This window comes from Polaromonas sp. YR568, from assembly GCF_943371715.1.
Classification (GTDB): Bacteria; Pseudomonadota; Gammaproteobacteria; order Burkholderiales; family Burkholderiaceae_C; genus Polaromonas.
This window is the reverse complement of sequence record NZ_CALRVW010000011.1, coordinates 90132-102597: the sequence shown is the minus strand read 5'-3', so window position 1 is coordinate 102597 and position 12466 is coordinate 90132. Positions and strand designations below refer to the sequence as shown.

The 12466-nt window shown below is 65.6% G+C and carries 14 protein-coding genes; 10 read left to right on the top strand and 4 right to left on the bottom strand.

Translation table 11 applies throughout. The features are described from left to right. Positions 1-95: 95 nt before the first annotated feature. The 3 genes from AAG813_RS10330 to AAG813_RS10320 are packed head-to-tail and all read right to left on the bottom strand — an operon-like array spanning position 96 to position 1805. On the bottom strand, positions 96-401 hold the full coding sequence (locus AAG813_RS10330; protein WP_341914567.1) for an AzlD domain-containing protein: 306 nt from the start codon (positions 399-401) through the stop codon (positions 96-98). After that, entirely contained in the window at positions 391-1086 is a 696-nt protein-coding gene (locus tag AAG813_RS10325) for an AzlC family ABC transporter permease (protein ID WP_341914565.1), read from the bottom strand. Before AAG813_RS10325 ends, AAG813_RS10330 begins: the two co-directional genes overlap by 11 nt. Further along, a complete protein-coding gene (locus tag AAG813_RS10320; RefSeq protein ID WP_341914563.1) occupies positions 1083-1805 on the bottom strand; it encodes a GntR family transcriptional regulator in 723 nt (240 codons plus the stop codon). Before AAG813_RS10320 ends, AAG813_RS10325 begins: the two co-directional genes overlap by 4 nt. Before the next feature lie 58 nt (positions 1806-1863). On the opposite strand from AAG813_RS10320, the gene AAG813_RS10315 reads away from it, so the two are divergent. Genes AAG813_RS10315 through AAG813_RS10300 form a run of 4 tightly spaced genes read left to right on the top strand, consistent with a single transcriptional unit; the run spans position 1864 to position 5396 of the window. Beyond that, a complete protein-coding gene (locus tag AAG813_RS10315; RefSeq protein ID WP_341914561.1) occupies positions 1864-3255 on the top strand; it encodes a Rieske 2Fe-2S domain-containing protein in 1392 nt (463 codons plus the stop codon). Beyond that, positions 3252-4736 (top strand): glutamine synthetase family protein, encoded by a 1485-nt coding sequence (locus AAG813_RS10310; protein ID WP_341914558.1) that lies wholly within the window; start codon positions 3252-3254, stop codon positions 4734-4736. Before AAG813_RS10315 ends, AAG813_RS10310 begins: the two co-directional genes overlap by 4 nt. Continuing rightward, entirely contained in the window at positions 4736-5074 is a 339-nt protein-coding gene (locus AAG813_RS10305) for a 2Fe-2S iron-sulfur cluster-binding protein (protein WP_341914556.1), read from the top strand. The genes AAG813_RS10310 and AAG813_RS10305 overlap by 1 nt, the downstream gene beginning before the upstream one ends. Positions 5075-5093: 19 nt before the next feature. Beyond that, positions 5094-5396, top strand: a complete 303-nt coding sequence (locus AAG813_RS10300) for an antibiotic biosynthesis monooxygenase (protein ID WP_341914554.1) — start codon at positions 5094-5096, stop codon at positions 5394-5396. Between the two features lie 27 nt (positions 5397-5423). Here the strand turns inward: AAG813_RS10300 and AAG813_RS10295 are convergent, their stop codons facing one another. Beyond that, entirely contained in the window at positions 5424-5864 is a 441-nt protein-coding gene (locus AAG813_RS10295) for a MarR family winged helix-turn-helix transcriptional regulator (RefSeq protein WP_341914553.1), read from the bottom strand. A 109-nt stretch (positions 5865-5973) separates the two neighbouring features. Here AAG813_RS10295 and AAG813_RS10290 point away from each other — a divergent pair, with 109 nt between their 5' ends. From AAG813_RS10290 to AAG813_RS10265, 6 genes are all read left to right on the top strand, one after another. Then, positions 5974-7167 (top strand): 3-hydroxybenzoate 6-monooxygenase, encoded by a 1194-nt coding sequence (locus AAG813_RS10290; protein WP_341914551.1) that lies wholly within the window; start codon positions 5974-5976, stop codon positions 7165-7167. Between the two features lie 158 nt (positions 7168-7325). After that, positions 7326-8681, top strand: a complete 1356-nt coding sequence (locus tag AAG813_RS10285; RefSeq protein ID WP_341914549.1) for an FAD-dependent oxidoreductase — start codon at positions 7326-7328, stop codon at positions 8679-8681. Positions 8682-8703: 22 nt separating this feature from the next. Then, complete coding sequence (gene gtdA / locus AAG813_RS10280; protein ID WP_341914546.1) at positions 8704-9777, top strand: gentisate 1,2-dioxygenase; 1074 nt, start codon at positions 8704-8706, stop codon at positions 9775-9777. Beyond that, on the top strand, positions 9774-10469 hold the full coding sequence (locus AAG813_RS10275) for a fumarylacetoacetate hydrolase family protein (protein ID WP_341914544.1): 696 nt from the start codon (positions 9774-9776) through the stop codon (positions 10467-10469). The genes gtdA and AAG813_RS10275 overlap by 4 nt, the downstream gene beginning before the upstream one ends. Before the next feature lie 183 nt (positions 10470-10652). After that, entirely contained in the window at positions 10653-11135 is a 483-nt protein-coding gene (locus tag AAG813_RS10270) for a TRAP transporter small permease subunit (protein ID WP_341914542.1), read from the top strand. Continuing rightward, positions 11132-12451, top strand: a complete 1320-nt coding sequence (locus tag AAG813_RS10265; protein ID WP_341914540.1) for a TRAP transporter large permease — start codon at positions 11132-11134, stop codon at positions 12449-12451. Before AAG813_RS10270 ends, AAG813_RS10265 begins: the two co-directional genes overlap by 4 nt. Positions 12452-12466 lie beyond the last annotated feature (15 nt).

The window sequence follows — 12466 nt, the reverse complement described above, 5'->3', positions numbered from 1 at the left end:
GGACTTGATCCGGGATCCAAGCCACAAACACCGGCGCAGGTCCACCCGCATGGATTGCGGCTCAAGGCCGCAATGACAAGTCAGTGCGGCCTGATTCAGCCCAAAGCCCAGCGCGCGATGGCCACCGTGGCAGCCCCCGCCACCGCGGCGGCCAGGTCGTTGCGCACCAGTTTCATCACCAGCCCCACCGCCAGCAGCGCCAGCAATTCAGGCAGCTTGCCCGAGGTGGCGGCCGGCGTCACGATGCCGACCATCACCGACAGCGGGATCGCCTTGAGGGCGGCCTCCACGCGCGGCGTGATGCGCACGTAACCCATGAGCAGGAAGCCGCTGATGCGGCAGGCAAAGGACGCGAGCGCCATGCCCAGCAGCGCCAGCAAAAAGGTCGATTCAACGGCCATGGCGCCACGCTCCCATCAGGCCGCCCGCGACACCTGCGCCGACGATGTACCAGGCGCCCGGCAGCAGGCGGTGGAGCAGCAGCGCCACCAGCCCGGCAGCCGCCACCGGCCACAGGTCGGACCTGCCGCGCCACAGCACCATGCCGATGGCAGCGGCAAACGCCACCAGCATGAAGTCCAGTCCGAACGCCGCCGGATTCGGCACATTGCCGGCCAGCAGGTGACCCACCAGCGTGCCACCCAGCCAGGGCACAAACATCGCCACGCCGGAGCCGAACACATACCCCGCATCGCGGTAGCCCGATTCGTACTCGCGCATGGCGATCGCCCAGCTGCCGTCACCGAGGAAAAACAGCGAGCCCCAGCTCTGGTGGCGCGGCAGCCCGGCCAGCCACGGCTGGATGGCCGCGCCGTACAACACATAACGCGCATTCATGACCAGGATGGTGACGATGACCGGCGTGACCGCGGCCGTCGCCGTCCAGCCCTGCAGCGCCGCCAGCTGCGCACTGCCTGAATAGACGGCGGCGCTCATCAGCATGGCCTGCAGCCAGCTCATGCCCCGCTCGCTGGCGAGCACGCCGAAAACCATGGCGTACAGCGTCACGCCCGGCGCCAACACCTGGGCGGCGAAGAAGCCGCGGCGTACACCAGCCGCGGTGAAACTGACAGCGTCCCTGGTCAACGCCCCACCACCAGACGGATGGCGGGCAACACGCGCTCGGTCTCGGCCCGGCGCTCCAGCGCCATGCGCAAATTCATCTGCGCCACTTCCGTGTGTTCGACCGCCAGCGCCTGCGCGCGCGCACCCTCGCCTGCCTTGAGCGCAGCGAACAACATGTGGTGCTGGCGATGGGCGTACAGCATCCAGTCGCGATCCAGCGTGACCGTGCCCTGCATGGGCAGCATGGCGGAGGCCGGCGCAAACGGCAGCTTGTTATTGAGTGCGACGGCTCGCTGCAGTGCCCGGTTGCCGCAGGCGTCAAGAATCAGCGCATGGAAGCGGTCGTTCATGGCCGCGTAGTCGGCATAACTTTCATACGTCAGCGGGTTGGCCGCCAGCGCGCTGTCCCCGTCGTCCAGGCAGGCCTGCAGGTCCAGCTGCAACTGGCGCGACACGCCGTGTTCGGCCACCAGGCGGGCCGCCATGCCTTCGAGGTGCCCGCGCACGGCAATCGCGTCGGCCACCTCGCGCGGCGTGAACTGGCGCACCAGGAATTTGCCGGTCTCGTTGGCTTCGACCAGTCCCTCCTGCTCCAGCGTCACCAGCGCGGCGCGCACCGGCGTGCGCGAGGCGCCCAGGCGTTCGGCGAGCTGCTGCTCGGCCAGGCGCTGGCCGGGCTCGAATTCGCCGCGCAAAATCAGGTCGCGCAACTGGATCAACACGGTCTCTTGCAAGTTCATGAACCAGAATGTACACTGAAATTTAATTTCGGTATACCGTTTCAGGCAAAGGCTTTCCATGAATGCAGAACAGAACGATTTGATCACCCGGGTCGGTCCCGGCACCCCCTGCGGCGCCTTGCTGCGCAGCTACTGGCAACCGGCGGCGCTGGTCGATGAATTCAACCCGGCGCTGGACCCGCGCATGGAAAAACGTCCGGTCAAGGCGGTGCGCCTGATGGGCCAGGATCTGGTGCTGTTCCGCGACGACCAAGGCAACTACGGTCTGCTGGACCGCGACTGTCCGCACCGCGGTGCCGACCTGTCGTTTGGCCGCGCCGAAGGCGACGGCCTGCGCTGCCCTTTCCACGGCTGGAAGTTCGACGTGAAGGGCCAGTGCCTGGAGACTCCGGCGGAACCCACCGGCAGCAAGCTGTGCGAGCGCGTGAAGCAGCGCAGCTACCCGGTGCGCGAACAAAGCGGTGTGTTATTTGCCTGGATGGGACCGGAAGGCTCGACCCCGCCACCATTGCCGGCCTTCGACTGCTTCACCGCCCCGTCCACCCACAGCTTTGCCTTCAAGGGCCTGTGGAATGCCAACTGGCTACAGGCTTTTGAAGTCGGCATCGACCCGGCGCATCCTTCCTTTCTGCACCGCTTCCTGCAGGACGAGGCGCTGGAGGACATCGGCAACAACGCGGCAGGCAAGCAGTTCCGCAGCGCGAGCGCCGGCGCCATCGACGGCGAGCAGTGGCCGATGACACGCATCATGCGAGAGTTCGCCCAGCCCGAGATCAGTGTGGAAAACAAACCCTGGGGCATGCAGCTCACGGCCCTGCGGCCCATGAACGACAAGCTCACGCATGTGCGCGTGACCAATGCCATCTTCCCCGCCACTTTCGTGATCCCGCTGTCGGAAACCATGACCATCACGCAGATGCATGTGCCGGTGGACGACACCCACACCTACTGGTACTCCTTCTTCACGAGTTTTGCCGGCCCGCTGGACAAGGAGAGCATGCGTGCGCAGCGCCAGCAGTTCATCTCGCTGCCCGACTACATCCCGAACGCGGGGCGGCACAACAACTGGGGCTTCAATGCCGAGGAACAGCGCACCCAGACCTACCTCGGCATGGGCGAGGAAGACATCAATGTGCACGACCAGTGGGCGGTGGAAAGCATGGGCGCCATCCAGGACCGCACGCGCGAACACCTGGGCACGTCGGACAAGGTGATCATGGCGAACCGGCGCGCCCTGCTCAAGGCGATCGCCACCGTGCAGGAAGGCGGCGTGGCGCCGGGCATCGCCGATGCAACGCAGGCTGAACTGATGCGCGGACCGGACACGGTCGACGGCATTGCGCCAGCCGGTGAATGGTCGGCCTGGTGGCAAGAACAGGCCCGCGCCAAGCAGGCCCATGCACCCTGGACTTCTTCCGTTCGGGCGGAGCCTGCCGAAGCCGCCCCATGAGCCGCTTTGCCGAGCAATGCGGCATCCACGATGCCGCGCGGCAAGACGCGCTGGCGCACACCGCGCAGCTGATTGACGCCAGCGGTGTCGAGCTGGTGCGTTTTGCCTGGTGCGACATACACGGCATGCTGCGCGGCAAGACCCTGGTGGCCGGCGCTGCCGCCGGGGCCATGCAGGACGGCGTGGGCATGGTCAGCACCCTGCTGCTCAAGGACACATCGGATCGCACCGCCTTCAAGGTCTTCGAGGCCGGCGGCACGGCCGGCTTGCCGGGCTTCGAGTTCGCCAGCAACCTGCTGCTGCTGGCCGACCCCGCGAGCTTTCGGCAACTGCCCTGGGCGCAGGCCACCGGCTGGGTCCAGGCCCAGCCCTGGATGCAGGACGGCACGGCCGTCGAACTGGACACGCGGCGCATTCTCCAGCGCGCCCTGGGGCAGCTGGCCGAAGCCGGTTACGGCATGAAATGCGGGCTGGAAATCGAGTTTCACATCTACCGCATCACCGACGACGGGGCCGGGGACCAGTTGGACCCAGAGCAAGCCGCCTGGCCCGGCCTGCCGCCCCGGGTCGCGATGATCCACCCCGGCTACAACCTGCTGGCCGAGAACTGCGTGGACATGGCTGACGAGCCGCTGCGCATCGTGCAGCGCACGGCGCAGGCGCTGGGCCTGCCCCTGCATTCGCTGGAAATCGAACTCGGCCCCAGCCAGGTCGAAGCGGTGTTCGAGGCCACCGACGCCTTGACCGCCGCCGACAACATGGTGCTGTTTCGCAGCGCCGTGAAGCAGGCGCTGCGCCGCGCCGGTTACCACGCCACCTTCATGTGCCGTCCGCCGTTTCCGAACATCATGTCCAGCGGCTGGCATTTGCACCAGTCGCTGGTGGACCTGCAAACCGGCGTCAACCTGTTCCAGCGCGAGGCACCGGCCGAGGGAACGCAGCCGACCGACGCCCAGTACACGCTCTCCCAGCTCGGGGAGCATTACCTCGCCGGCCTGCTGGAGCATGCCCGCGGCATGACAGTGTTCTGCACACCGACCATCAACGGTTTTGGCCGCTTCCGGCCGAATGCGCTGGCGCCGCAGTCGGTGCTGTGGGGCCGCGACAACCGCGGCGCCATGCTGCGTGTGGTGGGCCAGTGCCAGGACAAGGCCACCCGCATCGAAAACCGCATCGGCGAACCGGCCGCCAACCCTTATCTGTACCTGGCCTCGCAGATTCACGCCGGGCTGGACGGCATCCGGCGCGGGCTCCGGGCGCCGGTGGCCACCAACGCACCTTATGGCGACGCCGGCACCCGCATCCCGACCAGCCTGGGCGAGGCACTGGACGCCCTGCAGGCCGACCCGGCGCTGGTGCAGGCCTTTGGCGAGAGCTTCATCCACTATTTCACGCGCATCAAGCAGTCTGAAATCGCGCGCCATGAACAGGCCGAGGACAAGGACGACTGGCAGCGGCGCGAATACTTCAGCCGCATCTGATGTTCAAATCACCCATGATCACTATTAATTTCATAGCTGCTGACGCACACTCCACGGCGGTCCGGGCCAAAATCGGCCAAAGCCTGATGGAAGCGGCCGTGGCCGGCGGCATCACCGGCATCGCGGCCGACTGCGGCGGCACCCTGACCTGCGCGACCTGCCATGTGATGGTGCACGAACCGTTTGCCAGCCAGTTGCCGCCGGCCGACGGCGAGGAGCGGGCCATGCTGGCTTTCACGGCGGTACCGGCCACACCCGCCAGCCGGCTCAGTTGCCAGATCCGCCTGAGCCCCGCACTCGACGGTTTGACGGTAGAGTTACCGGCCAGCCAATACTGACCCACACACAGGACACGCCATGATTCTCGAACTCGCCGACATCCGCATCCAGCCCGGCCAACAGGCTGCTTTTGACGAAGCCATCCAGCGCGGCCTGCGCACCGTCATCGCCGGCGCCAAAGGCTTCCAGGGTTTCAAGGTCAACAAGGGCATTGAAAGCCCCGAGCGTTACGTGTTGCAGATTTTCTGGGACACGCTGGAAGACCATACCGTGGGTTTCCGCGAATCCCCGGCTTTCGCCGAGTGGCGTGCCATCGTCGGACCGTTTTTTGCAGGACCGCCGGTGGTGGAGCACTTCACCTTGCTGGCCAAATCGGACTGAAGGCCCTCAACCCGGGACCAGCCAGGCTCAGGCCATGTCCTCATGGCCGGCGATCAGCTTGCCGAGCAGCGCGCCGAACTGCTTGCGCTCGGTGGCGTTCAGGGGGCCCAGCAGGCGCGACTGAACCCGGCTGACGGCCCGCTTCATCTGCAGCGCGACTTTTTCGCCTTCCGGCGTGACCCACAGCAGCTTGCGCCGCTTGTCCGACGGATCGGCCTCGCGCCGCACCCAGCCCTTGGCCTCGAGCCGGCCGATCACCGAACCCGAGGTGGCGGCATCAAAAGCCACCCGCCCCGCCAGCGTGACCTGGTCTTCGCCGGGGTCGTCCATCAGGGCGTTGAGAATCGCGAACTGCACCGGCGTCACGTCAAAGCCGGCCGTCTCGTCCATGAACAGGGCGATCGACAGCTGGTGGGCGCGCCGGATCTGGTGACCCGGGGCTTCGCCGAAATTAAAGCTTTTTGACATGGCGCGAGTTTAAGGGAGCGCGGAACAGGCTCAGGGTAATCACTGTACGGATTAATAGTAAGTATACTTATCATATCGTCAACCCTCCCGTACAGACACTGGATTCACCGTGACATCTCCTCACCCCATCCTCATCGCCGGCGGCGGCATAGGCGGCCTGGCGACGGCCCTGGTTCTGGCGCGCGACGGCCACGCCGTGACGGTTCTGGAACAGGCCGCCAGCTTCGGTGAAATCGGTGCTGGCATCCAGCTTGGTCCGAACATTTTCAAGATGTTTGCCTGGCTCGGGCTGACCGATGTGGTCAGCAAGGTCTCGTTTTTCCCGCCTGGCCTGGGCATGAACGATGTGCGCACCGGAGAGAAAGTGGTGCGGGTGCCGCTGGGTGACGTTTCCCGCGCCACCTACGGTTTCCCCTACGGCGTGATCTACCGCGCCGACCTGCACCAGGTGTTTCTCGACGCCTGCCGGGAACTGCCCAACATCACGCTGCGCACCGACGCCAAACTCGAGTCCTTCGAGCAGACCGCGGACAGCGTGCGTGTCCGCCTTGCCAACGGAGAAACCCTGCCCGGCGTCGCGCTGATCGGGGCTGACGGCCTGTGGAGCAAGGTGCGAGAAGCAGTGGTCGGCGACGGCAAGCCCCGGGTGTCCGGCCACATTGCCTACCGCGCGGTGCTCAAGCGCGAGGACGTTCCCGCCCATTTGTGGAGCGACGACGTGTTGCTCTGGGGCGGCGAAAAAACGCACCTGGTGCACTACCCGCTGCGCCGCGGCGAACTGTTCAATCTGGTCGCGGTGTTCCACAGCAGCAAGTACGACGAAGGCTGGAACACCTTCGGCGACCCGGCAGAACTCACAGAACGTTTCCAGGGCGCCTGCCCGCAGGTCCGGGAGCTGCTCGGCAAGATCGAAACCTGGAAAATGTGGGTGCTGTGCGACCGCGAGCCGGTGAAGAACTGGACCGACCGGCGCGTGACGCTGCTCGGCGATGCGGCCCACCCGATGCTGCAGTACCTGGCCCAGGGCGCGGGGCAGGCGATCGAAGACGCCGTGGTGTTGCGCGAAGCCCTGCGTTTTGCACGCAACGATGTGCCGCTGGCTTTCCAGAAATACCAGCAGGCCCGCTACCTGCGCACCGGCAGGGTGCAGTTGACCGCGCGTTTTTATGGCGACATTTACCACGCCGCCGGCGTGCAGCGCGAACTGCGCAACCAGCTGTTCCAGGGCGGCCAGGAAAGCGCGGGATTTGCAGGACTGAAGTGGATGTACGACGGCATCGAGCCGTCAAAACTGTTCCAATAGCTCTTGTCCGACCCTGTGTGAACCTGTGAAGGCAACTGAAATCGCTCTTTTTTTGATAGCTGACGCCGCATTATCCATGCCGACCACAGCCCAAAAACACCTTCAATCCTGCGGCCGCCCCGGCGGCACGGCCGGCGTCGGCGCTGGATAACGCGGCCATGCCCTCCCCCTCCTTTGTGACCGAGCCCGCCCGCACCTTGCCGGTGTATGGCGAGTTTGATGTGGTTGTGATCGGCGGCGGACCGGCCGGCCTGGCGGCCAGCGTCAGCGCCGCGAAACACGGCGCGCGCACGCTGCTGGTCGAGCGTTACGGCTTCCTCGGCGGCATGGGCACGGCCGGCGGTGTCACCAATTTCGCGGGGCTGTACGGCCGCAAAAACGGCGAGATGCAGCAACTGGTGCATGGCGTGGTGGACGACCTGCTCGCGCGCATGGACGCGCTGGGCGGCCTGAACCAGCCGCAGGACGGCATGGCCGGCCGTATCCGCGTGCGCTCCTACGATGTCTCGGCCTACAAGTGCGCGGCCGACCAGATGCTGGTGGCCAGCGGGGTGCAGCTCCTGTTTCACGCGTGGGCGGCCGCCGTGCTGATGGACGGCCAGGCCATCACGGCCCTGGTGGTCGAAACCAAATCCGGCCGCCAGGCGATCCGGGCGCGCCGCTTCATCGACTGCTCCGGCGACGCCGACGTGGCGCATTTTGCCGGCGTGCCTTTCGAGCTCGGCGACGGCCGCGGCAGCGCCCTGTTTCCCTCCACCATGTTCCGGGTCGGCCATGTCGATGCCGGACCGGCGCTGGCGGCCGTCGGCGAGTTCAAGGCCATCAACGACCTGATGGCGCAAAGCGAAGCCCGCCAGCCGGGACGCTACCGGTTTCCGCGCAAGGGCGCGATCCTGCGTCCGCAGAAAAATCCCGCCGAGTGGCGCGCCAATGTCACGCAGATCCGCAACGCCGCCGGCACCGCAATGGACGCCACCGATGCGCGCCAGCTCAGCGAGGGCGAGCTCGAAGGACGGCGGCAGATCACCGAATATTTCCGCTTTCTCAAAAACGAGGTGCCCGGGTTTGCAGACTCGGCCATCATCGACATCGCGCCCCAGGTCGGCATCCGCGAGACGCGCCGCATCTGCGGAGCCTACATGCTGACCGGCGAGGACATCCTGTCCTCGGCGCGTTTTGCCGACGTGATCGGCATCAACGCCTGGCCCATGGAAATGCATGTGGACGGCGCCATCAGTTGGGGCTTTCCGCGCGATGAAAACCGGGCCTACAACGACCTGCCCTGGCGCATGCTGCTCACGCGCGAGGTGGACAACCTGCTGGTCGCCGGCCGCTGTGCATCCATGGCCCACGAAGGCCAGTCGGCAGCGCGCGCCAGTGGCGGCTGTTTTGTGATGGGCCAGGCGGCCGGCACCGCCGCCGCGCAGCTCGAAGAGGGGGCGGCCTTTGCCGCCACCGATGTAGCCCGCCTGCAGCAGGTGCTGCTGGACGACGGCGTTTATTTTGACCGCTGAAACCGCGAAACGGAACCCGACCATGGACATGACGCCCCCCGCCGCCTCCGGCAATTCACGCCAGACCTTTTATGAAGCGATACGCGCACAGAACATGACGCCCCTGTGGGAGGTGCTGCATGCGCTGGTGCCCCAGCAGCCGGCCACCCCCTGCGTGCCGGCCTTCTGGGCCTGGGACAAGGTGCATCCCTGGCTGATGCAGTCCGGCGAACTGATCACTGCCGAAGAAGCCGTGCGCCGCGTGCTGATCCTGGAAAACCCCGCGCTGCCGGGCCAGTCGTGCATCACGCAGTCGCTGTATGCCGGCCTGCAGCTGATCCTGCCCGGCGAAATCGCGCCCAGCCACCGCCATACCCAGAGTGCGCTGCGTTTTGTGGTCGAAGGACGTGGTGCCTATACCGCGGTGGACGGCGAACGCACCACCATGGCGCCCGGTGATTTCATCATCACGCCCAGCTGGACCTGGCATGACCACGGCAACCAGGGCGCGCAGGAAGGCGGCGAGCCGGTGGTCTGGCTCGACGGGCTGGACATTCCCATGCTGCGTTTTTTCGACGCCGGCTTTGCCGAGAACCACTCCGAGCGCGTGCAGACCGTCACCCGCGCCGAAGGCACCAGCTACCAGCGTTACGGCGCCAACATGCTGCCGGTGCGTTACGACGCCCCGTTCGGCCAGACCTCGCCGATCTTCAGCTATCCTTATGAACGTACGCGCGAGGCCCTGCACACGCTGGAACAACAGGCACCGATCGACGCCTGGGACGGCGTGAAGCTGCGTTACGTGAACCCTGCGACCGGCGGCTCGCCGATGCCGACCATGGGCACCTTCATGCAGCGCCTGCCGGCTGGTTTTTCAGGGCTGCCCTGGCGGCAAACCGACGGCGCGGTGTTCAGCGTGGTCGAAGGCCACGGCTCGGTGCTGATTGGCCCGGCCGGCCAGGAGCAGGCCTTCGAGTTCGGTCCGCGCGACCATTTTGTGATCCCGTCGTGGCACACCGCCCGGCTGCGCTCGGCGCAGGGCTGTGTGTTGTTCAGTTTTTCAGACCGTCCGGTGCATCAGGCACTGGGCATACACAGAGAAGAGAGGTTGTCATGAGCTTTGTATTTACCCCGCCACCGGTGGTGTCCGTCCCCGTCGTCGGCACCACCGAGCGCTTTCCGGTGCACCGCATCTATTGCGTGGGCCGCAACTACGAAGAGCATGCCAAGGAGATGGGTTTCACCGGGCGTGAGCCGCCGTTTTTCTTCCTGAAACCGGCCGACGCGGTGGTCGTGGTGGATGCCGGCCAGACCGGCACCATTCCCTACCCCAGCCTGACCCACAACCTGCACCATGAAATCGAACTCGTGGTGGCCATCGGCACCGGCGGCAAGAACATCAAGGCCGCCGATGCACACAAGCACATCTTCGGTTATGCCGTGGGCCTGGACATGACCCGCCGCGACCTGCAGGGCGACATGAAGAAGCAGGGGCGTCCCTGGTGCATCGGCAAGGCCTACGACCATTCCGCACCGATCGGCCCGATCACGCCGGCCGCCCAGGCCGGCGACGTCGCCCATGCCGAGTTGTACGTGCAGGTCAACGGCAAGGACCGCCAGCGCAGCAATGTGTCCAAGCTCATCTGGAACATTGCCGAAACCATTGAACACCTGTCCGCCGCCTGGGAGCTTCAGTCTGGTGACCTGATCTACACGGGAACGCCCGAAGGTGTGGGTGCCGTGGTGTCGGGCGACACCATGGTCGGCGAAGTCAAGGGACTGGGCACCTTGACCGTCAAGGTCGCCTGAGGCCCTGCCGGCGTTTGCGCGTTTTTCGCGCAAGCGCTCCGATCATCGCGCAAATACCCGGCTCGCTGCGGGTATCCCGCCTGACCCGTCCGGCCTGGCCCCCGGATAATCTCGACCATTGAGGCGCCGGGCCTTCCGGTGCACCCTCCGTTCCCGCCAGCCCGACCCCCTGGAGATCCCCGTTTGAAAATCCTGCAGAACCTTGCAAAGCTTTGCGCCATCCTGGCGGGCCTGCTGCTGACCGGCATCACCCTGATGACCTGCATCAGCCTGATAGGCCGCAACACCACCGGTGCCACGCTGGTGGGTGATTTCGAGCTCACCGGCGTCGCCACCGGGGCCGCCATTGCCCTGTTCATGCCTTATTGCCAGATCCAGCGCGGCAACATCATCGTGGACTTCTTCACCACCCGGCTCAGCCACGAGACCAACGCCAGGCTGGACCGCCTGGGCGCCTTGTTGCTGGCCCTGGTGTTCGCGGTGCTGGCCTGGCGCACCACCCTCGGCGGCCTGAACTCCTACGAGACCCATTCCGAGACGCAGATCCTGGGCTTTCCCGTGTGGACCGTTTATGTGGCCATGGTGCCGGCCTTTGTCCTCACGTCGGTGATCGGGCTCTACCAGAGCCTCTTCGGCCTCGGTGGTGATGTGGGAGCACACGCGTGAACGCCATCACACTGACCCTGCTCATCTTTGGCGTCATGCTGGGCTTGATGGCGTTGCGGGTGCCGATTTCGATCGCCATGTTTGCCGCAGGCGGCATCGGCTACGTGATGCAAACCGGCTGGGCGCCTTTCTCCAGCTTTCTCAACACTCAGGCCTTTGCCCGCTTTGCCAGTTACGACCTGTCGGTGATTCCGCTGTTCATCCTGATGGGGCATTTTGCGACCCAGGGGGGGATCAGCAAGGCACTGTTCCAGTTTGCCGCCAGCCTCATGCGTCACTTCAAGGGCGGGCTGGCCATGGCCTCGGTGCTGGCCAGCGCGGCCTTTGGCGCGATCTGCGGCTCCTCGGTGGCCACCGCGGCCACCATCACCAGCGTGGCGCTGCCCGAGATGAAACGCCACGGCTACTCGGGGCGCCTGTCCACGGCAACACTGGCCGCCGGCGGGACGCTGGGCATCCTGATTCCACCCTCGGTCCCGCTGGTGATCTACGCCATCCTGACGGAACAGAACATTGCCAAGCTGTTTGCCGCGGCCATGGTGCCGGGCCTGATCGCCATGCTGGGCTACATCACGGCAATCGCCATCTATGTGCGTGTCGTCCCCGGCCAGGCGCCGGAGGTGGATACCGACAGCGAAGGAGTCACGCTGCGCGCCGCGTTGGCCGTCATGCCCATCATCATCATTTTCCTGCTGGTGTTCGGCGGCATTTATGGCGGCTACTTCACGCCGACCGAGGGTGCCGCGGTCGGCGCGGCAGCCACTTTCGTCGCGGCATTGTTCAAGCGGGAACTGACCTGGGCCAAATTCCTCCGCTGCTTTTATGCCACGGCAGAAAGTTCGGCCATGATTTTCCTGATCTTCATCGGTGCCGACCTCATGAACTCGGCGCTCGCGCTGACCCAGGTGCCCAACCAGCTGGCTGAAGTGGTAGGCAGCTGGGGCCTGCAGCCGCTGATGGTGGTCACCGCCATCCTGCTGTTTTATGTGGTGCTGGGCGCCGTCATGGACGAGCTGTCCATGCTGCTGCTGACCATTCCGATCTTCTTTCCGATGGTCATGGCGCTCGATTTCGGCATGCCCAGGGAATCCGTTGCCATCTGGTTCGGCATCATGGTGCTGATGACCGTCGGCTTCGGACTGCTGGCGCCACCGGTGGGCCTGAACGTCTACGTCGTCAACAGCATGGCCAAGGACGTGCCCATCGGCGAGAGTTATCGCGGCGTCGTTCCCTTCCTGATCAGCGATGCCCTGCGGACCGCGCTGCTACTGTTCTTCCCCGGCATCTCGCTGTGGCTTGTAAAGTACATCAGCTAGCCGCCCCATCAGGGC